Below are 21,212 nucleotides of genomic sequence, written 5' to 3'. Positions count from 1 at the left end.
AAGACGCCTATTCAAAAAATACTGACGGAATTTTAAATGAAAATTTGGAAATCAATCTTATTCACGACCCTACTCTCTTGCGGAGCGGTTGCAGCACCAGTAGAGATCGATAAGGTTGCGGTCATCGTGAACGACGGTGTAATTCTACAAAGCGACATCGAAACAGCGATGAAAACGCTGCAAGCCAACGCACGTCAAAGCGGAAAGAGCTTACCTTCTGCTAGCGTGTTAAAAGAACAAGTTGTTGAAAAGCTGATTATTGACACGTTGCAAGGCCAAGAAGCAGACCGTATCGGTGTGCGTATTGACGATAACCGCTTAAACCAAGCGATTGCGGAGATCGCACGTAATAATGAGCAATCGGTAGAACAACTCGCCGCTTCTGTAGAAAGTGAAGGCTTGAGTTACCCAGAATTCCGCGAACAAATTCGTAAGGAAATCGCCGCTTCAGAAGCCCGTAATGCACTGGTTCGTCGCCGTATTAATATCCTTCCAGCAGAAGTCGACAGCCTTGCTGAGCAACTATCACAAGAAACCAATGCGACCGTTCAATACAAAATTGGACACATTCAACTGCGCTTCTCTGACGATAAAGAAAAATCTGCTGTAGAAGAAGAAGCTAAAGCGCTCGCGAAAAAGCTAAACGAAGGTGCAGACTTTACGGAGATGGCCTACACCTACTCAAAAGGTCCTAAAGCTTTACAAGGTGGTGACTGGGGCTGGATGCGTAAAGAAGAGATGCCAACCATCTTTGCTGATCAGATCAAGATGCAAAACAAAGGCAGCATTATTGGTCCATTCCGTAGTGGTGTTGGCTTCCACATCCTAAAAATAGAGGATGTAAAAGGCCTAGAAACGGTTGCGGTAACGGAAGTAAATGCGCGTCATATCTTGATTAAACCAACCGTGATTCTGAGCGATGAAGGGGCGAAGAAGCAACTGAATGAATTTGTACGCCGCATCAAAGCCGGCGAAGCAACGTTCGCTCAATTGGCAACGCAATACAGCCAAGACCCTGGCTCGGCAGCACAAGACGGTGAGCTAGGTTATCAAACACCAGATCTTTACGTGCCAGAATTTAAACACCAAGTAGAAACTCTGCCTGTTGGCTCAATCAGCGAACCGTTCAAAACCGTTCACGGCTGGCATATCGTTGAAGTGTTGGATCGTCGCCAAGTTGACCGCACTGACTCAGCGATGAAGAATAAGGCTTACCGTATTCTATTTAACCGTAAATTTAATGAAGAAGCGGGCGCATGGATGCAAGAGCTACGCGCAAGTGCGTTTGTTGAAATCGTGGATGACAACAATGACAACTAATACAATTCGTAGAATTGTCGTAACCGCAGGGGAACCTGCGGGTATCGGCCCAGACTTAGTGCTTGCCCTATCGAAGGAAGATTGGGCACACCAAATTGTCGTCTGCGCCGATAAAAAGATGCTGATGGACAGAGCCAAGCAGCTTGGCATTGAAGTCCAACTGTCTGATTACAATCCAGAAGAAGTGCCTAAAGCACAAAAAGCAGGCACGCTTATCGTTGATCATATCCAAATATCGGAACCTGCGGTCGCAGGCGAGCTCAACGAAGCGAATGGTCACTATGTACTAAAAACGCTAGAAAGAGCCGCTTTAGGCTGTATGAATGATGAATTTGATGCTATTGTCACCGGCCCTGTTCATAAGGGGGTGATTAATCGCGCAGGTGTTGCATTCAGTGGTCATACTGAGTTTTTCGCCGAGAAGTCAAAAACGCCGCTAGTCGTCATGATGCTAGCAACGGAAGGACTACGCGTGGCGCTAGTCACAACACATATTCCTTTAGCATATGTGTCCAAAGCGGTCACCGAAGAGCGATTAGAAAAAATCATCGATATTCTTCATAAAGACCTTGTAGAAAAGTTTGCTATCGCCCAACCAAACATTTACGTTTGCGGGCTTAACCCTCATGCTGGTGAAGATGGCTGCTTAGGTCGTGAAGAGATCGAAACCATCACTCCGACACTGGAAAAGATTCGACAAGAAAAAGGTATCAACCTGATCGGCCCTTTGCCGGCAGATACCATTTTCAATGAAAAATATTTAAATGATGCTGATGCTGTTTTAGGCATGTACCACGACCAAGTGTTGCCAGTATTAAAATACAAAGGCTTTGGTCGTTCAGTAAACATTACTCTTGGTCTACCTTTTATTAGAACATCGGTGGATCACGGTACTGCATTAGATCTGGCAGGGACAGGTCAAGCGGATACAGGGAGTTTCCGAACAGCGCTCACGCATGCGATAGATTTGGTAGAGAAGAAACAATGAGAAATGATGTCCATTTAGGACACAAAGCGCGTAAACGTTTTGGTCAAAACTTCCTGAACGATCCATACATTATTGATGGAATCGTATCAGCGATTAACCCAAAACCAGGTCAAAACCTGGTTGAAATTGGTCCTGGTCTTGGTGCAATCACTGAGCCGGTAGGTCGTGAAGTGGATAAATTCACGGTCATCGAATTAGACCGCGATCTGGCAGAACGCCTACGTACTCACCCTGAACTGGCGGATAAGTTGACCATCCATGAGGGTGACGCTATGCGATTTGACTTCACTCAATTGGTGAAGCCAAACAACAAGCTACGCATTTTCGGTAACTTGCCGTACAACATCTCTACACCATTGATGTTCCACCTTTTTGAATTCCATAAAGACATTCAAGACATGCACTTTATGCTGCAAAAAGAAGTGGTAAACCGCTTAGCCGCCGGCCCTGGCAGCAAAGCTTACGGCCGTTTAACGGTAATGGCTCAGTACTACTGTAAAGTGGTACCAGTACTGGAAGTGCCGCCAACGGCATTCGTTCCACCACCGAAAGTGGACTCTGCCGTTGTTCGTTTAGTGCCATATGAAGAGCTACCATGCCCTGCGAAAGATCTGCGTTTGCTGGATCGCGTTTGTCGTGAAGGCTTTAACCAACGTCGTAAAACAGTTCGTAACTGCTACAAATCGTTGTTAAGCACAGAAGTACTAGAAGAGCTAGGTGTTAATCCAAGCATGCGTCCAGAGAACCTGACGCTAGAACAATTCGTCGCGATGGCGAACTGGCTTGCGGATAACCCGCAGCACTAAGAACTCAAACGATAAGCCAAACCCTTGCCGGTTTGGCTTATTATTATTGGGATATTACGTTTCTGAGGAGTGCACATGGACGTCATTCAACCTTGCATCAAAATTCAAGTTCACACCAAATACATCGAAGAACAGTCCAATCCTGAGCTACAACGCTACGTTTTCGCCTATATCATCACCATCAAAAACCTTAGCCAACAAACCGTGCAGTTAGTGAGCCGTCGCTGGTTAATCACAGACTCGAATGGCAAGCAAATGACGGTTGAAGGTGATGGTGTGGTGGGTCAACAACCTTTTATTCCAAGCAATGATGAATACACGTACAGTAGCGGAACCGCGTTAGAAACCCCTGTCGGCGTTATGCAAGGGCACTACAAAATGCTGGATGAAAAAGGACAGGAGTTCATCACCGAAATTGAACCATTTCGTCTTGCTGTTCCAAATGTTTTAAATTAGTAAATTGGAGATTCAGTGGCTACCTATATTGTTGGTGATATTCAAGGCTGTTTTGATGAATTGCAGCGACTACTAGAACAAGTCTCTTTCTCTGCGAAAAAAGACCAACTTTGGCTCGCTGGTGATTTGGTCGCCAGAGGGCCTAAATCACTAGAAACTTTACGCTTTGTGAAGTCGCTTGGCACAAGCGCAACCGTGGTGCTTGGTAATCACGACCTTCACCTGCTCGCCGTTGCTCACGGGATAAAAAAGGTCAAAGATAAAGATAAAACCGCGCCTATTTTCACTGCACCCGATAAAGAAGATCTATTGGCATGGCTAGCTCAGCAACCTCTTATGGCCGAGCATGACGAGTTCGTGATGTGTCACGCTGGGATATCACCGCAGTGGAATCTAAAAACCGCAAGAAAATGTGCCCGCGAAGTTGAACGCATCATCCAAAGTGAAGAGCAGCCTTGGCTCTTAAAAAACATGTACAGCAATCAACCTGATTCCTGGGATGACTCTCTACAGGGTTTGGATCGATACCGTTATATTATCAATGCTTTTACACGGATGCGTTTTTGTTTCCCTGACGGTCGTTTGGATATGGATTGTAAACTACCACCACAACAAATTTCCGGTAACGAACTTATTCCATGGTTTGATGTACCTCAGCGCGTTCACCTCAATAAAACGGTGTTATTTGGTCACTGGGCTGCACTACAAGGCCATGTAGACGAAGAGATCATCGGTCTGGATACTGGCTGTGTTTGGGGCGGAAGCCTAACCATGATCCGTTGGGACGATAAGAAAATCTTTACTCAGGATGCGTTAAGTTAAACACGGAATAATAGTCGATAATCCATCGTAGGGAGAATGCCTGTCACCTAACATCTCCTGTAGGGTCATTCCAGCGAGCCTTAGCGAGACTAGGAATCTAATATCCGCACGCTGCGGGTAGATAGAGATACCTTTGACAACAAAGTACTCGTATAGAAGATCCTGAATCACGCTCCTCCGTCGCTTTCAGGATGATGGCAGGCCGGGATGGCCGCTCGCTGTTATACGAACGGCATTACCGTATTAACTACGCTGTTTTAATCTCGAATTACTTTTCTAACACAGTAAAGCGCATGTTGTAGGCGTTCTTCTCATCCGCTTGATACGTTTCTGAGTAGGTTTCCTTAAATTGATCTCCCCAGTCTGGGAACTGAGTATCACCATCAATCGCGGCTTCAATGTGTGTTACATACAGTTTATTGGCCATCGGCAGACAAGCTGCGTAAATCGCCCCACCACCAATGATCATCACTTCTTCCACGTCACCAGCCACGTCCAAAGCTTGCTCAATCGATGTTACGGTAGTGACGCCTTCGATCTTTAGTGTCTCATCACGGCTGATAACAATATTCAAGCGACCAGGTAAAGGGCGACCAATAGACTCATAGGTTTTGCGTCCCATCACAACCGGTTTTCCCATGGTACAACGCTTAAACCAAGCGAAATCGGCGGGAAGATGCCAAGGCATTTGATTGTCTTTGCCAATGATGCGATTGTAGGCCATCGCGGCAATCATACTAATGATCATGTTAGGTCCTTATACAATAGGTCTGCGGCGATAGAATAACAGCCCTGGAACAGCAAGACCAACAGCTAAACCTGCAATAATAAACATGGCCTTAAGAAAGTTCTCCATACAAGTTGCAACGAGCTCAGGTGAATAACCAATATGGTTGATCTCAACCATGGCTATCATTGCTTTGTAAGCAAACACGCCAGGTACCATCGGGATCAAAGCTGCCACTGTGAACACTTTTGGGTGCGCGAGAAAGCGGCGAGACCAGTACACACCAATCATCCCAACTAGCGTCGCGGCAAAAAAGGTCGCCCATTCAATGGGAATACCAAACTGCATCATCAAATAACGGCTGCCGTGTCCAATCGCGCCGCCAACAGCGCAATACACTAAAGCTCTTTGTGGCACGTTAAAAACCAGTGCAAATCCAACTGCGGGAATCGCAGCGAAAAACATGTCATTCAGCAGTCCAAGCATCAAATCAAACAAACTCATTAGATTGCCCACCCCCAAATTCCAGTAACGCTCATCGCAGCAACGATGCCCAAACACGTCGCCAACGTCAGTAAGCTGGCCATCACAAACCGGGCAATACCCATGTTAATGTGCCCTTTCAGCATGTCTGCCACCGAGTTAATCAACGGGAAACCCGGCACGAGCATTAATACCGACGATGCCATTGCAACGGTGGGCAGATTGCCGATTTGGTAGATTTCAGCTTGCGCAGAAATTAAGGTCGTGACAAAGGCGGTCGCTGCAAAGTTCAGTAACGGATTAAAGTGACGATGACCAATTTCTTGGCGAACGATCATGCCACCAGCTGATGCTAAAAAGGTCATAACAAATACCCCCCAATCGCCACCAGCCAGATGACTGAATGCCGCACATGACAAGCCAATCATAAACACCACCAGCCAGCGGTTATAACGCTCTGGACTGATGGCGTTCAGCTTTTTCTGCGCCATGGTTGCATCGAGCAGCCCACGCTCCATCATGATGCAGATACGTTGAATTTGCGTAATAACGCGCATATTAATGCCACGATCGGCACAACTTCGGGTCGTGGTGATGCAGTGTCCATCCATTACCGTCGTTACAACCAGTGCATTGGCTGATAGCGCAACCGCAACTTCATTAACCCCACAAGCAAGGCCAATACGGCGCATAATATCGCTCACCAGAGTACTTTCAGCACCATGAGCGAGTAGCATTTGCCCGGCTTGGGCAACAAGGCGAGAAATAGATCGTTGAGTGGATACCGCCAACTCTCCAGACGGTATGGTTTCTAGAGTCATAAATAAGTCTAATTCCTTTTAGGGTGTTGCTCATTCATACGCGAGAGGTCCAAACTAGCCCTCAAAAATCACGACGTATCGGCTATTGTGCCGTAAATCACACCATCTAAATATGATTTAGATACAAAAAAAGCCGCAATAAATAATTGCGGCTTAATGAATTATAGACAAACAGGCATTATTTGACGGTTCTGATTAGTCACGAACGTAGACAACGTGACCGTCATCTTCTTCATCGTCCCAGTCATCCCAATCGTCGTCGTCATCTTCAGTGATAACGTCTTTACCCGCCATCGCATCTTTATGGTAGTCATCCCACATGAAGTTAACTTTATCTTCTTCAGCCACCTCTTCCTCTTCGCGAGGTAGATTATCCATAAAGTCAGCCAGTTTGTAACAAAGCTCTTTAGTACCGTTGCGGTTGATCGCCGAGATCTTAAAGTACTCGTCTTCCCAGCCTAGTGCGTCTAAGATTTCTTGGATCTTCTCATTCGCTTCTTCTTCAGGCATTAAATCAACTTTGTTGAATACTAACCAGCGTGGCTTGCTTGCCAGTTTTTCACTGTATTGCTCTAGCTCATCAATGATCGTCAGTGCATTTTGCACCGGATCAGACTGATCAATTGGCATAATATCGATCATGTGCAGCAACACTCGGCAACGCTCTAAGTGCTTCAAGAATCGAATACCAAGACCAGCGCCATCTGCTGCACCTTCGATAAGACCTGGAATGTCTGCAACAACAAAGCTTTTCTCTGGTACGACACTCACTACGCCCAAGCTTGGGATCAACGTCGTGAATGGGTAATCAGCGACTTTTGGTTTTGCTGCTGAGACTGCGCGGATAAAGGTTGATTTACCTGCATTAGGTAGACCAAGCATACCAACGTCAGCAAGAAGCAATAGTTCAAGGCGAATTTCACGTACTTCACCTTTTGTGCCTAATGTTCTTTGACGAGGCGCGCGGTTTACTGAAGATTTGAAACGCGTGTTACCTAGACCGTGCCAACCGCCTTTTGCGATCATCACTTTCTTACCGTGTTCAGCAACTTCTGCCACGATTTCATTTGTGTGGATATCCACTGCGCGCGTACCTACAGGCACGCGAAGAACGATGTCTTTACCACGTTTACCAGTACAGTTACCACCGCGGCCATTCTCACCACGCTCCGCTTCGTAGAAGCGCTGGAAACGATAATCAATCAGAGTGTTAAGGTTTTCATCGGCTTGGATATAAACATCACCACCGTCGCCACCATCACCGCCATCAGGGCCACCTTTAGTGATGAATTTTTCACGCCAGAAACTGACAACGCCGCTACCGCCGTCGCCAGCCTGAACTTTTACTACCGCTTCATCTACGAACTTCATCTTTTACTCCGACTACTTCGTGCGTGGATTAAATCTACTTTGTCATCTGACAATTTTAGCAGATGACAGATCTAAGCTCCCAGCCCACAAAAACGTGGAAACGAGAAACTTCGATATGTCGACTGCCATAAATAAAAAACCCCGCCGATTCGGCAGGGCTTTTGAATTCAGCTTAAAGCTATTAAGTAACTTGGTAAAAACCTAATTACTCAGCTTCGATGCTTACAAACTTACGGTTCTTAGGACCTTTCACTTCGAACTTCACTTTACCTTCAGTAAGAGCGAATAGAGTGTGGTCTTTACCGATACCTACGTTGTTACCAGCGTGGAACTTAGTACCACGTTGACGAACGATGATGTTACCTGCAAGTACAGATTCACCACCGAAACGCTTAACACCTAGACGTTTGCTTTCTGAATCGCGGCCGTTACGAGTAGAACCACCAGCTTTTTTGTGTGCCATTGTTAAACTCTCCTAATAGATTAAGCGTTGATACCAGTGATCTTCACTTCAGTGAACCACTGACGGTGACCCTGTTGCTTACGAGAGTGCTTACGACGACGGAACTTAACGATTTTAACTTTATCGCCACGACCGTGTTGTACAACTTCAGCAACAATTTTGCCGCCCTCTACAAGAGGAGCACCAACTTTGATGTCTTCGCCGTTAGCAACAAGAAGAACTTTATCAAATTCTACAGTTGCACCAGTTTCAACGTCTAATTTCTCTAAACGAAGAGTTTGACCTTCGCTTACACGGTGTTGTTTACCACCAGATTGGAAAACAGCGTACATATTTTACTCCGCTTTTTCCGCACAGCCTTTCTTGAGGGTGTGCGCTAAACTAATCATCAATAGGGCGCAGATTCTACAGAATAGATGCTCCTATGACAAGCCATATTTTGAAAAAATTGGCGAAAAGCTAATCGCCAAAGAAAAGTGCGGCAATCATGCCCTTTAGTAATGTATTAATCAACGTTTTTTAGTGTATTATTCGACAATTATATAAATCGAATAAGCCTTGCAGGGTCTAACTTCAGCCGGATATACGATGGATTTTAAAACTATCCAAGCGCTTACTGCCGATGACATGGCAAAAGTGAATGAAACAATTCAAGCCCAACTTAATTCTGATGTCTCTTTAATCAACCAGCTCGGTTTTTATATCGTGAGTGGTGGAGGCAAACGTCTGAGACCGCTTTTAGCGATACTGTCAGCCCGCGCACTTGGTTACCAAGGCAACGGTCATACCATGGCAGCTGCGTTTATTGAGTTCATCCATACAGCGACTTTGCTGCATGATGACGTGGTCGACGAATCAGACATGCGCCGCGGTAAAGCAACTGCGAATGCTGCATTTGGCAATGCTGCTAGCGTGTTAGTTGGGGACTTTATCTATACTCGCTCATTCCAAATGATGACGGAGCTAGGATCCATGAAGATCCTTAAGCTAATGAGCAACGCCGTAAACGTGATCGCCGAAGGTGAAGTTCAGCAGTTGATGAACTGTAACGATCCTGACACGACAGAAGAAAGCTACATGCAAGTCATCTACTCTAAGACGGCACGCTTATTTGAGTCCGCAACTCAAATTGGCGCAATCTTAAACGATGCTCCTGAGCATGTTGAAATCGCAATGCAAAATTACGGTAAGTATTTGGGTACTGCGTTTCAGCTTATTGATGACGTCATGGATTACACCTCTGATGGCGAAGACATGGGTAAAAATGTGGGGGATGATTTGGCTGAAGGCAAGCCAACTTTACCTCTACTTCACGCTATGCGTAATACCACGCCAGACAATGCCCTCATGATTCGCGAAGCAATTGAGAAGGCCAATGGCATGGATCGCTTAGAAGAAATTCTCGCGGTGATGAAAGAGGCCGGATCTCTGGAATACACGACGCAAAAAGCACTAGAAGAAGCAGACAAAGCAATCGAAGAACTATCAGTATTGCCGGAATCTGAATACAAGCAAGCGCTTATTACTCTGGCTCATGTCGCGGTACAACGCACGAAGTAATTATAGCAACCCATAACGCAAGACTTAAAACAAAAAGGAAGAGCAAGCTCTTCCTTTTTTGTATCTGATACCTAATGCCGTGATAGGCGCTAGTAATATCTGTCACTACCGCCATGCAGTTGTGGGTCATCTTCTATTTCATCAAAGCTAACCGCAATCTGCTGATCAGAGCCTTGTTTCGACAACAGTACCGTCTCTGCTTCACGGTCGACCACCAATATCGTACCTACGCCCTGCTGGCACTCAACAACCATGCCTTTACGGATTCGACTTGCTTCCATCATCTTCTCCTTCACCACGTTGTTTTGATCAAGTAATTTTACGAAGCAGAGAAGCCAAAGATCAAAAAAGCCGATCATTTTGATCGGCTTTCTTCTTATTCGAGCTTTCTAGATTACTTTGCGAATTCAACACCAATATTGATGTCGCCATTTAGTGTTTCTAGCATACCGTCTAGTGCAGACTTTTCGTAGTCGCTGAGTTTGCCGTAGCTTAGTACTTCTTCTACGCCTTCTTTACCCAGTTTCACAGGCTGTGCGAAGTAAGTCGCATGTTCACCGTCGCCTTCAACGTATGCACATTCAACTACGCCTTCTTCACCTTGAAGAGCACGAACTAGAGACAGACCAAAGCGACATGCAGCTTGGCCCATTGATAGTGTTGCACTACCACCACCCGCTTTCGCTTCTACAACTTCGGTACCTGCGTTTTGAATACGTTTCGTTAATGCTTCTACTTCTTCAGCTGTAAACTCAACGCCTTCCACTTGAGACAGTAGAGGTAAGATCGTTACGCCAGAGTGACCACCGATAACAGGTACGCGAATGTCACCTGGATCTTTGCCTTTTAGCTCTGCAACGAATGTTTCTGAACGGATAACATCCAGTGTTGTTACACCGAACAAGCGACGCTTATCGTAAACACCCGCTTTTTTAAGTACTTCGGCGGCAATTGGCACTGTTGTATTTACCGGGTTTGTGATGATACCAACACAAGCTTTCGGACAAACAACCGCAATCTTCTCCGCTAGCGACTTAACGATACCAGCATTTACATTGAATAGATCCGCGCGATCCATACCAGGCTTGCGAGCAACACCTGCAGAAATCAGCACAACATCCGCACCTTCTAGTGCTGGAGTAGGATCTTCACCCGCGTAACCTTTGATAGAAACTGGCGTCGGGATGTGGCTAAGGTCAGCAGCCACACCAGGAGTTACTGGAGCAATATCGTATAGGGCTAAATCAGAACCAGCAGGAAGACGGTTCTTAAGTAGAAGGGCCAGGGCTTGACCGATGCCACCAGCGGCACCAATAACGGCTACTTTCATGTAGTTCTCCTTGAGAGTATTTCTCTTATAAACGTATTCGTAGGGTAGTTTGTAACCAACTTAAATAAAGCTATCGGAATCACAACTTGATTACAATCAATTAACGCTAGCTTTGCGACCTCGCGCAACTCGCTGTTACCGTGCTACAAATGGGGCTTGGATTATTCTTTTATTCTGTTGAAATGACAAGGAATTCAAGAAAACAAAAACAGCCCTACTTCATATAGTTAAAGAATTCCATGTGGTATATAGTTTACAGTGACGTAACTAACATAATACTGGGACTCTTTGGCACCGCATGAATATATATGCGAGAATATGCAAAATTGCTGACCCGTAATAAGAGATTCGTAATGACTATGCGCAATTCAGAAAAACAAGACAACTTAGTCCGCGCCTTTAAAGCCCTATTAAAAGAAGAGAGCTTTGGCTCACAGGGTGAGATTGTTGATGCACTCAAACAACAAGGATTTGAAAGCATTAACCAATCGAAAGTATCACGCATGCTGACTAAATTTGGCGCCGTCCGCACACGCAATGCAAAAATGGAAATGGTTTACTGCCTTCCTGCTGAGCTAGGCGTACCGACTGTAAGCAGCTCTTTGCGTGAACTGGTGCTAGACATTGACCATAACGCGGCATTAGTTGTTATCCATACTGGCCCTGGTGCTGCGCAGTTGATTGCTCGCTTGCTTGACTCACTGGGTAAATCCGAGGGTATTCTTGGTGTTGTTGCAGGTGATGACACTATCTTTATCACTCCAACGATGGCGATTACGACTGAACAGTTGTTCAAATCAGTGTGTGAACTGTTCGAATACACTGGCTAAGTTCTTTCACATTTAGATCAGCTAACTCTTTGTGGGCTATAAAAGAAATCTCATTTTGTAGCCCATGATTTATGTAAATTTTTTGCTTATCCAGACCATTATTTAACCACCTATTTTGTGATTAACATCACGCAATTGATCTTTTTCACTTCGTTCACTTAATACTTATTAAGTGTTTGTTATAAAAAGAATTAAATCACAAATCTAACACTATCCTCCTGCACAAGATTCAGACTTATCAACTATAACATTTAACAATTGGATAATTTTCTGCCAATTTTTTGTTATGATTCGCTCGCTTTTTCAAACGATTGGATTGGAAAAGATGCCGTTTCCAAATAGGAAACTCCAGAAGTGATTTATGGTTATTTCCGGGTAAATAATGAATATAAGGAAGGGAAATTCATGGCATTTAACAAACTTCTCAAAGTAGGCGCTATCGCTGCAGCAGTAATGGGTGCAGGCGCAGTTAACGCTCAAGAGTTTATTACTATCGGTACTGGCTCTGTTACAGGTGTTTACTACCCTACTGGTGGTGCTATCTGTAAATTGGTCAATAAAGGTCGTAAAGAACACAACATTCGTTGTTCAGTAGAATCGACTGGCGGCTCTATTTACAACGTTAACACTATCCGTGCTGGCGAGTTAGATTTTGGTATCGTGCAATCGGATTGGCAGTACCACGGCTACAATGGTACGAGTAAGTTTGCGGAACAAGGCCCGTACAAAAAGCTACGTGCAATGTTCTCTCTTCATACAGAACCTTTCAACATCATTGCTCGTGCAGATTCAGGTATCGAAAACGTTGAAGACCTAAAAGGTAAGCGCGTAAACATCGGTAACCCTGGCTCTGGTGACCGTGCAACCATGGGCGTTGTTATGGAAGCAATGGGCTGGACAAACGACAGCTTCAAATTGGCTTCTGAGCTAAAGGGCTCTGAGCGTTCTCAAGCACTTTGTGACAACAAAATTGACGCATTCATTTACATGGTGGGTCACCCGAACGGTTCAATCAAAGAAGCAACAACATCATGTGATGCTAAGCTAGTTTCTGCAACAGGCCCGAAAATCGATAAGATTGTTGCTGATAACCCATACTACGCCTTTAGCTCAGTGCCAGCTGGCATGTATCGTGGCACAGACAAAGACGTAAACAGCTTTGGTGTTGCAGCAACGATGGTTACAACAGCAGACGTTTCAGACGATGTCGCTTACAACGTTGCAAAAGCCGTGTTTGAAAACTTCGATACGTTCAAACGTCTACACCCTGCGTTTGCAAACCTGAAAAAAGAAGACATGGTGAAAGCGGGTCTATCTATCCCTCTTCACCCAGGTGCAGAAAAATACTACAAAGAAGTGGGTCTACTTAAGTAACTTCCTCAGACTCCAAACTCACAGGCAGGAAAAGATGGTTTTCTGCCTGTTTGAGCATGCAGGTTGTAGCACGTGCTAACTGCATGCTTCATTCGCCAGTTTTCTTCCGAAAATTGCGAGTTCATACCCAAGAAAAACTTAAACGCCGCCTAGCAGAGTCTCCAAAATTCAACACTTTGAGTTCAGGCAGCAAAATACTCGAAAGCAAACTTCGCTCCATTCGCTACACTGATAAAGGCGAAGTGTGGTTCTCGATAAAAATCCGACAGGACCATCAATAATAAGGAAAAAGTACATGGCGACGAATCAAGCTCCGTCACAAGATGTGCAAGAAATGGTGGCTCAGGCAGACACAGGTGCACGTAGCCCCTCGGGAATGCAAGGACGAATCCTTTGGTTTGTTCCTCTGTGTTGGTCACTATTTCAATTATGGTACGCATCTCCGCTACCATTTATTTTTAATTTCGGCGTACTGAACGACACGGAAGCGCGATCAATCCACCTCACTTTCGCGATCTTCTTGGCTTTCACTGCTTATCCAGCGATGAAAAATTCCCCTCGCGATCATATCCCTCTTGTCGATTGGATATTGGCGCTAGCAGGTAGTTTTTCTGCGGCATATATTTACCTTTTTTATACCGAGCTAGCTGGACGTTCCGGTGCACCAACAACGGTAGATATCGTCGTTGCTGTCATCGGTATGGTTCTCCTTTTAGAAGCAACGCGCCGAGCGCTCGGTCCACCATTGATGGTGGTTGCTGCTGTCTTCCTTACTTACACCTTTGCCGGCCCTTACATGCCCGATGTTATCGCGCATAAAGGAGCGAGCTTAAACAAGGCCATGTCTCACTTATGGCTAACAACGGAAGGTGTATTCGGTGTCGCATTAGGCGTTTCAACCTCTTTTGTGTTCTTGTTTGTATTGTTTGGCGCCATGCTGGAACGCGCTGGCGCAGGTGCTTACTTCATTAAAGTCGCCTTTTCTTTACTGGGTCATATGAAAGGTGGTCCTGCAAAAGCAGCCGTTGTTGCATCTGGTTTATCCGGGCTTGTTTCTGGCTCTTCAATCGCAAACGTGGTAACCACTGGTACCTTTACCATCCCATTGATGAAACGTGTCGGTTTTCCGGGCACCAAAGCGGGAGCCGTTGAAGTTGCCGCCTCAACCAATGGTCAGTTAACACCACCAATCATGGGCGCAGCGGCATTCTTGATGGTGGAATATGTCGGTATCTCCTACGTTGAGGTGATTAAGGCTGCCCTACTTCCGGCACTTATCTCTTACATCGCTTTGATTTACATCGTTCACCTTGAGGCGTGTAAAGCGGGTATGACAGGTCTTCCTCGTCGCCACAACCCAACGTTAGTGCAAAGTTTGCTTTCCTTTACTGGCACAATCTTAGGACTGTGTGTGATCAGCGCATTGGTTTACTACGGAGTAGGTTGGACGAAAGATGTCTTTGGTGATGCCGCGACACCAATTGTTACGGTTGCCCTGTTAATTGCGTACGTTGGCTTGGTGAAGATCTCAGCAAATCACGTGCAAGATGGCGCAATTGAGATTGATGCAGAGTTAACAGAAGTACCTGATCCTGGCCCAACGGTTAAATCTGGTTTGCACTATCTACTGCCTATCGTTGTATTGGTTTGGTGTCTGACTGTAGAGCGCTTCTCGCCAGGTCTTTCAGCATTCTGGGCAACGGTGTTCATGATTTTCATTTTGCTGACTCAGCGTCCATTGATTGCTCTGTTATCAAAGCAAGGTGACATGATGCAGCAAACCAAAGATGGCTTCGTCGATCTGGCTGAGAGCTTGGTTGCTGGCGCTCGCAATATGATTGGTATCGGCGTTGCAACGGCAGCGGCAGGTACCGTAGTTGGGGTCGTCACCCTAACGGGTATCGGCCTGGTCATGACGGACTTCGTTGAGTTTATCTCTGGCGGTAGCATCATTCTTATGCTGCTGTTTACTGCAATAATCAGCTTGGTTCTTGGGATGGGTCTCCCGACAACGGCGAACTACATCGTCGTCTCTACGTTGATGGCACCGGTTATTGTCACACTAGGTGCAGCACATGGCTTGATCATCCCACTCATTGCGGTGCACTTGTTCGTTTTCTACTTTGGTATTTTGGCCGACGACACCCCACCCGTAGGTCTTGCGGCATTTGCGGCGGCTGCGATTGCTAAATCAGACCCAATTCGTACAGGTATCCAAGGCTTTACTTACGATATTCGAACCGCCATTTTGCCATTCATGTTTGTGTTCAATACCCAGCTACTGTTGATGGGGATAGACTCTTGGTGGCATTTAGCACTCACTGTCATCTCATCGATCATTGCGATGCTGATCTTCTCCGCCGCAACACAAGGATGGTGGTTCACGCGTAACAAGTGGTGGGAAACCGTTCTATTATTAGTACTGACATTTTCGTTTTTCCGTCCTGGTTTTTGGTGGGACATGCTGTATCCAGCGAAAGTTCTTTCTCCTGGCGTTGAGGTAGCTCAAATCACGGAAACGCTAAATGTAGGAGAATCATTGGAGCTACGTGTTGCCGGCGAAAACCTTGAGGGCGACTACATCGAGAAAACGGTTCGTCTTCCATTCGAAGACAGTGCGACAACAGCGGAAGCACGTATTTCGTCTATGGGTCTGATGCTGACCGAAAGCGACAACAAAATGATTGTCGATATGGTCGAGTTTGGTAGCCCGGCAGAGTCTGCAGGTATCGACTTTGATTGGGAGATCAAGTGGGTTATCCAAGATGCAGAACGTCCGATGAAAGAATGGGTATTTGTGCCATGCTTAATGATTTTGCTGGTGCTTGCCATGAACCAAAAACGTCGTGCTCGTAAGGAACAATTGAGCGCATAACCGATTTGGCCCCGAGGACAAGGGGCCTTAGTGAGAGACATTGAATGTACAAACAAATTCTTGTTCCGGTTGATCTAAATGACCAAGGCTTTTCAGACCGAGCGGTTGAACTAGCGGTTTGGCAAGCAAAGCAAGCGAATGCGCAAATCCACCTTCTGACAGTATTACCTGGAATTCACATGTCGATGGTTGCTACATACTTCCCAAAAGATGCAGCAGCCAAAATGAAGCAAGACGTGAAGCAGCAATTAAAAGCTTTCGCCAATAAGCATATTGCTGAAGATGTTGTGTACCAAGTGCATGTTGCTGAGGGCAAAGCCTACGCGACAATTCTTGATTATGCAGAGCGCTTGGGCGCTGATCTCATCATTATGCCAAGTCACAAGCGTTCTAAAATCAATAAAGTAATGCTTGGCTCTGTCGCAAGTAAGGTCGTGGAATATTCTCCAATCAATGTGATGGTCGTGAAACCGCAAGGTTAAACAACTAAAGAAACGAAAAAGGACGCTAACATTAGCGTCCTTTTTATATTGAACAAGTAAGGATTATGCCATTACTGGGTAATCGGTATAACCTTCTGCTCCACCTAAATAAAAGTGCTCAGGTTTTGCCTCATTAAGAGGTGCATTTTTCTTAAATCGCTCAACTAAATCAGGGTTGGCGATAAATGGAACGCCAAATGCGACCACATCAACTTGATTTTCTGCAATTGCCGTTGTCGCTTCTTGTGCACTGTAGCCCACGTTCGCCATTAAGTGACCTTGATAGTTTTCGCGTGCTGGCTTGAGAACATCTGCTTTTTGTACGCCCTTTAGATCCGCACGCATCACGTGCCAATAAGCAAGATCGAAAGCATTAAGTTGCTCGGCTAAATAACGAACCAAGCCAACCGGATCGCTGTCTTTCATGTCATTAAATCCATTTAATGGTGATGTGCGCAGCCCTACTCTTCCAGGTCCCCATACCTCGACCACTTCTTTAACTATCTCAAGTAAGAAACGAGCACGATTTTCGACCGAGCCACCGTACTCATCAGTACGTAAATTCGATCCATCACGAAGAAAGTTATCGATAAGATAACCATTGGCGCCATGTATCTCCACACCATCAAAGCCTGCTTTCTTGGCGTTTTCCGCACCTTGCTTAAACGCCGCCACAATAGAAGCTATCTCATCCACTTCGAGTGCTCGTGGTACTGTATATGCTTGCTTACCTGAAGGGGTATGGACTAGCTCATCACGAATGGCTAGTGCGCTCGCTGCAACAGGCGTTTTCCCATCATTCAGTTCAGGATGACAAGCGCGTCCCGCATGCCAAATTTGCAATACGATCTTACCGCCTCTTTCATGAACCGCATCCGTTACCTTTTTCCAAGCTGCAATTTGTTCTTCGTTATAAATGCCCGGCTCAGCCATGAAAGCAGACGTTCCTTCCATCACCATGGTGCATTCAGCAATGATAAGTCCAGCACTCGCGCGTTGAGCATAGTACTCAACCATAAGGTCATTCGGGATATGATCTGCGCTGGCACGAGCGCGCGTTAAAGGGGCCATAATGGCACGGTTATCTAATGCTAATTGACCGAGTTCGATAGGAGAAAATAAGTCTACAGAGTTGGACATGTTGTTTACCTCAAATGACAATAACTTGATGACTAAGGATGAGGAGCCAGACTATAATCAGATCAATATTGAAACAATATGGATAATTGAAAGTGATTGTTCGAAATTTAGAAACAATTGACTTTAGGACGCTCTCTATCTTTGTCACAAGCTGTCGACTACTGAGCTTAACCAAGTGCGCGCTGGAGTTAAACCTACCAAAATCTACTGTTAGTAAAGCCATAACCAAACTCGAACAACACTTTGAAGCCAAGCTCCTAGAGCGCACGACCCGAAAGTTGGTTATTACCGAAGCTGGTCAAATGGTTTTAGAGCGTGCTACAAGCTTAGTTGAGGAATTTCACTCGATTGGTCAAGACGTTCAGGAAATGGAACAGCAGATCCAAGGTCGGCTTCGCATTGCTGCGCCGCCAGCCTTGGACGCGTATATGGCTGAGCACATCTTTTTACCATTTTTAAAACAATGGCCAAAAGTACAAATTGCGTTAGAAGCATCGAACGATTTTGTTGATCTGTTTTCACACGGTTTTGATATGGCAATTCGAGTCGGCCAGATCGTCGATGATCGACTGATTGCTAAAAAATTGGGTTACACCACCCGAGTATTGGCCGCCAGTCCTGAGTATTTAGCTGAGTGTGGCGTACCTAAAACGCCAGAAGATCTGACAACACACAACTGTTTGAGATATCAGTATGTTTCAGAGATAGGCCCTTGGACGTTGATTTCTCAGGACAACACGGTCAACGTCTCGGTAAGCAGTAACTTCTCTAGCACCACCGTAGAAGCGGTATTAAAAGGCGCGCTCAAAGGATTGGGAATCGCTAACTTACCTATGCAAAACATGACGCAAGAGCTGGAAAATGGCTCCTTAGTCAGAGTTTTACCTCAATGGCACACGGTACCAATGCCCATTTATTTAGTCTATCGTCCTGGCGCAAACCGAACGCGACGAGTACAAGCGATGATTGACCATATCATGAGCCTAAGATCTCAGTTTGAATTTGGTCCTCGACATGGTTTGTGTTGCGGTGAAGCATAACCCCGCCACCATTGAGCATTAGCGTGCGGCTCGGATAAATGCCGCAAGCTTCTCACTAGCATGCTGCTCACTCAATGCAGACATACTATCCGCCGCTTCCACTTTGCCATCAGCCACAAACACAAAGTGGCTGGCAATGGCTTTGGCATCGCTTAAATGGTGCGTGACCATCAATACGGTTATTCCCCGCTCTGCCGCCAGTTTTTTTACCAAGCTCAGCATCTCTTCACGTAAAACCGGATCAAGCGCCGAGAAAGGCTCATCCAACAGCCACATGGGATGAGGCTGAACAAAACAACGCGCCAAGGCAACACGTTGACGCTGCCCTCCAGAAAGGTGCTCAGGCAAACGGTCGAGGTACTCTGCAACGCCAACTTGCTGCGCCGCTTGTTCAATCTGACGCTTTTGGTCTACAGTGAGCTTTAGCCCTGGGTGTAAACCTAAGCCAATGTTGTCACGCACCGACAAGTGAGAAAACAAGTTATGCTCTTGGAATAACATGGAGAAAGGACGCTGATAAGGCTCTTTACGCACAATAGACTCACCATCAACCCGAATGTCACCTTGGTCAGGATGGATAAACCCAGCCACCAACGCCAGCAACGTCGATTTTCCAGCCCCACTTGGTCCCATCAGCGACACTATCTGACCTTGCTCAATCGTTAAGTCAAAACGAAACAGCTCACGTTGGTAGGTGTACTGCACATCATCCAACACTAACATTACGCTCTCTCCTTCGTTTTCAATACTTTCTCAATCAAGGCAAAACAGCCCACACTCAACAACAACAAGGTCACCGATACCACCGCAGCCGCGTCCATCTGATAGCTGCCAAGTAACTGGAACAAATACAGAGGTAAAGTTCGGAACTCTTGTCCACCAAACAACGCGATAGCACTTAAATCGCCAATCGCAAACATAAAGCTGATCGCAAACGCATGTGCGAATGGCTTGCGCAGCGCCTGCCACTCCACCACTTTAAAGCGTTGCCAGCCACGCATGCCTAAGCTGGCACACAGATACTGGTATTGCTGCTCGATGTGCAGCATTGGCTGTGCCAGCGTTTTGATCACGTAAGGCAAAGCCATCAAACCATTTACCAAAATCACAACAAAAAACGCCAAACTAAAAACATCGGTAAATGATCGCAACAGCAAGAATAATCCGGTGCTAATCACCAAACCTGGCGTCACCAAAATAATGGTGCCGATTAGCTCAATCTGATCGGCTCGCGTGTTTTTGTACTGCAAACGCCAACGACGGCTAGTCAACAATATGGACACGCCCGCAGCGACCGCAAGCGCACTGGCTAACCCTGCCACTTTGAGTGAGTTAGATAACGCAGACCAAAAACGTTCATCGGTTAACACCGTCCAAACTTGTTGGTTGATGCCACTCAGTAACACCATCAATAACGGTGGTATCACCAGTAAAAAGGCACCTATGATCCAAAAGCTATCCCAAGCTTTTGACCACCCATGATCCTTCGTTAAATATTGCTGTACCGATGTGCTGCCAGCACTGATAGAAACAGGCTTTGTTAGCTTCTGCACTCCAATCGCAAGCAGTCCACATAACAGCATCTGCCACAGTGCCAATAACGCCCCAGCTTGTAAATCAAAATCAAACTTAATCGCTTGGTAAATTGCCAATTCAATGGTGGTGGATTTTGGCCCGCCCCCCAGCGCCATTACAGTGGCAAAACTGGTGAAGCACAACATAAATACCAAGCCACAAACGTGGGGAAGTTGCTGCCTTAAACGCGGCCATTCCACCCAACGAAACTTATTCCAATGGTTCATACCTAAATGCGCACACAGCTTATGCTGCTCGGCAGGAATAGATTCTAATGCTTGCAACAGCAAGCGCGCCGCGTAAGGTAAATTAAAGAACACATGGGCGAGTAAAATTCCGTTCAAACCGTAAATAGAAAATGGCAGTTTAGTATCGAAACTTTGCAACCACTGCGCTAACAAACCGCTGTTGCCATAAATCGCTAACAGCCCGAAAACACCAACCAAAACAGGCAAAACTAGCGTCGATGCAAACAGCTTAAGCAGTAATGACTTACCCCAAAATTGGCGACGTGAAAGCGCGTGCGCAACTGGAATGGCAAAGCCAACACTGAGCAATGTGGAAAGAAAAGCTTGGTAGAAGCTGAACTTGGTGACATGTTGATAATACGGGTCGTCCCATACCACAGACACATCAAGTGAAGGGGCTTGAACAATCAAAGCACCTAGGGCAGAAACAACAAAGACCGCGATGATCATCGCGACCCCTAAACCTATTTTTGGAACAGAATTCAAAGGTAAAACCTATCT

At 45.9% G+C, this 21,212-nt stretch carries 22 protein-coding genes; 11 read left to right on the top strand and 11 right to left on the bottom strand.

Annotated features, from left to right (window positions below; translation table 11 throughout):
• The first annotated feature begins 36 nt into the window (after positions 1-36).
• The 5 genes from surA to NL644_RS17555 all read left to right on the top strand — a co-directional run bounded on the left by surA (position 37) and on the right by NL644_RS17555 (position 4,392).
• Positions 37-1,320 (top strand): peptidylprolyl isomerase SurA, encoded by a 1,284-nt coding sequence (gene surA / locus NL644_RS17575; protein WP_114323105.1) that lies wholly within the window; start codon positions 37-39, stop codon positions 1,318-1,320.
• Positions 1,310-2,308, top strand: a complete 999-nt coding sequence (gene pdxA / locus NL644_RS17570) for a 4-hydroxythreonine-4-phosphate dehydrogenase PdxA (RefSeq protein ID WP_104974541.1) — start codon at positions 1,310-1,312, stop codon at positions 2,306-2,308. Before surA ends, pdxA begins: the two co-directional genes overlap by 11 nt.
• A complete protein-coding gene (gene rsmA, locus NL644_RS17565) occupies positions 2,305-3,114 on the top strand; it encodes a 16S rRNA (adenine(1518)-N(6)/adenine(1519)-N(6))-dimethyltransferase RsmA (protein ID WP_005379669.1) in 810 nt (269 codons plus the stop codon). Before pdxA ends, rsmA begins: the two co-directional genes overlap by 4 nt.
• Positions 3,115-3,189: 75 nt before the next feature.
• Positions 3,190-3,570 (top strand): Co2+/Mg2+ efflux protein ApaG, encoded by a 381-nt coding sequence (gene apaG, locus NL644_RS17560; protein WP_005379668.1) that lies wholly within the window; start codon positions 3,190-3,192, stop codon positions 3,568-3,570.
• A 15-nt stretch (positions 3,571-3,585) separates the two neighbouring features.
• On the top strand, positions 3,586-4,392 hold the full coding sequence (locus tag NL644_RS17555; protein WP_114323104.1) for a symmetrical bis(5'-nucleosyl)-tetraphosphatase: 807 nt from the start codon (positions 3,586-3,588) through the stop codon (positions 4,390-4,392).
• 268 nt (positions 4,393-4,660) lie between these two features.
• On the opposite strand, the gene folA is transcribed toward NL644_RS17555, so the two are convergent.
• The 6 genes from folA to rplU form a co-directional block, all read right to left on the bottom strand.
• Positions 4,661-5,140, bottom strand: coding sequence for a type 3 dihydrofolate reductase (folA, locus tag NL644_RS17550; RefSeq protein WP_114323103.1), 480 nt, complete (start codon positions 5,138-5,140; stop codon positions 4,661-4,663).
• 9 nt (positions 5,141-5,149) lie between these two features.
• Positions 5,150-5,623, bottom strand: coding sequence for a threonine/serine exporter family protein (locus NL644_RS17545; RefSeq protein WP_005392295.1), 474 nt, complete (start codon positions 5,621-5,623; stop codon positions 5,150-5,152).
• Positions 5,623-6,423: a threonine/serine exporter family protein gene (locus NL644_RS17540; protein ID WP_005392296.1), complete on the bottom strand. Its 801-nt coding sequence runs from the start codon at positions 6,421-6,423 to the stop codon at positions 5,623-5,625. Before NL644_RS17540 ends, NL644_RS17545 begins: the two co-directional genes overlap by 1 nt.
• Positions 6,424-6,618: 195 nt before the next feature.
• Positions 6,619-7,794: an Obg family GTPase CgtA gene (gene cgtA / locus NL644_RS17535; RefSeq protein WP_005383091.1), complete on the bottom strand. Its 1,176-nt coding sequence runs from the start codon at positions 7,792-7,794 to the stop codon at positions 6,619-6,621.
• 205 nt (positions 7,795-7,999) lie between these two features.
• The gene (gene rpmA, locus NL644_RS17530; protein WP_005383095.1) at positions 8,000-8,257 is read right to left on the bottom strand and encodes a 50S ribosomal protein L27; all 258 of its coding nucleotides are present in this window, start codon (positions 8,255-8,257) and stop codon (positions 8,000-8,002) included.
• A gap of 20 nt (positions 8,258-8,277) precedes the next feature.
• Entirely contained in the window at positions 8,278-8,589 is a 312-nt protein-coding gene (gene rplU, locus NL644_RS17525) for a 50S ribosomal protein L21 (RefSeq protein ID WP_005383096.1), read from the bottom strand.
• A 256-nt stretch (positions 8,590-8,845) separates the two neighbouring features.
• Between rplU and ispB the strand changes: the two genes are divergently transcribed.
• Positions 8,846-9,817, top strand: coding sequence for an octaprenyl diphosphate synthase (gene ispB / locus NL644_RS17520; RefSeq protein ID WP_005392297.1), 972 nt, complete (start codon positions 8,846-8,848; stop codon positions 9,815-9,817).
• Positions 9,818-9,906: 89 nt separating this feature from the next.
• On the opposite strand, the gene NL644_RS17515 is transcribed toward ispB, so the two are convergent.
• Positions 9,907-10,098: a hypothetical protein gene (locus NL644_RS17515; protein ID WP_005392299.1), complete on the bottom strand. Its 192-nt coding sequence runs from the start codon at positions 10,096-10,098 to the stop codon at positions 9,907-9,909.
• 113 nt (positions 10,099-10,211) lie between these two features.
• Complete coding sequence (mdh, locus tag NL644_RS17510) at positions 10,212-11,147, bottom strand: malate dehydrogenase (protein WP_253658678.1); 936 nt, start codon at positions 11,145-11,147, stop codon at positions 10,212-10,214.
• A gap of 359 nt (positions 11,148-11,506) precedes the next feature.
• Here mdh and argR point away from each other — a divergent pair, with 359 nt between their 5' ends.
• From argR to NL644_RS17490, 4 genes are all read left to right on the top strand, one after another.
• Positions 11,507-11,977, top strand: coding sequence for a transcriptional regulator ArgR (argR, locus tag NL644_RS17505; protein ID WP_031780246.1), 471 nt, complete (start codon positions 11,507-11,509; stop codon positions 11,975-11,977).
• 405 nt (positions 11,978-12,382) lie between these two features.
• Positions 12,383-13,351, top strand: coding sequence for a TAXI family TRAP transporter solute-binding subunit (locus tag NL644_RS17500; RefSeq protein WP_005392302.1), 969 nt, complete (start codon positions 12,383-12,385; stop codon positions 13,349-13,351).
• A 295-nt stretch (positions 13,352-13,646) separates the two neighbouring features.
• Positions 13,647-16,226, top strand: a complete 2,580-nt coding sequence (locus NL644_RS17495; RefSeq protein ID WP_065644958.1) for a TRAP transporter permease — start codon at positions 13,647-13,649, stop codon at positions 16,224-16,226.
• 44 nt (positions 16,227-16,270) lie between these two features.
• Positions 16,271-16,708 carry a universal stress protein gene (locus NL644_RS17490; RefSeq protein ID WP_005392306.1) on the top strand — a complete coding sequence of 146 codons (438 nt, stop codon included), beginning with the start codon at positions 16,271-16,273 and terminating at the stop codon, positions 16,706-16,708.
• A gap of 63 nt (positions 16,709-16,771) precedes the next feature.
• On the opposite strand, the gene NL644_RS17485 is transcribed toward NL644_RS17490, so the two are convergent.
• The gene (locus NL644_RS17485; RefSeq protein ID WP_253658677.1) at positions 16,772-17,848 is read right to left on the bottom strand and encodes an alkene reductase; all 1,077 of its coding nucleotides are present in this window, start codon (positions 17,846-17,848) and stop codon (positions 16,772-16,774) included.
• 92 nt (positions 17,849-17,940) lie between these two features.
• Between NL644_RS17485 and NL644_RS17480 the strand changes: the two genes are divergently transcribed.
• Positions 17,941-18,888 (top strand): LysR family transcriptional regulator, encoded by a 948-nt coding sequence (locus NL644_RS17480; protein WP_253658676.1) that lies wholly within the window; start codon positions 17,941-17,943, stop codon positions 18,886-18,888.
• Between the two features lie 18 nt (positions 18,889-18,906).
• Here NL644_RS17480 and thiQ read toward each other — a convergent pair whose 3' ends face one another.
• The gene (gene thiQ, locus NL644_RS17475) at positions 18,907-19,611 is read right to left on the bottom strand and encodes a thiamine ABC transporter ATP-binding protein (RefSeq protein WP_182019211.1); all 705 of its coding nucleotides are present in this window, start codon (positions 19,609-19,611) and stop codon (positions 18,907-18,909) included.
• A complete protein-coding gene (thiP, locus tag NL644_RS17470; protein WP_253658675.1) occupies positions 19,611-21,197 on the bottom strand; it encodes a thiamine/thiamine pyrophosphate ABC transporter permease ThiP in 1,587 nt (528 codons plus the stop codon). Before thiP ends, thiQ begins: the two co-directional genes overlap by 1 nt.
• Positions 21,198-21,212 lie beyond the last annotated feature (15 nt).

The organism is Vibrio sp. Y10_XG_PY6, from assembly GCF_024181795.1.
GTDB lineage: Bacteria > Pseudomonadota > Gammaproteobacteria > Enterobacterales > Vibrionaceae > Vibrio > Vibrio diabolicus.
Note: the sequence above shows the minus strand (reverse complement) of the source record. Positions and strands in the feature narration are given on the sequence as shown.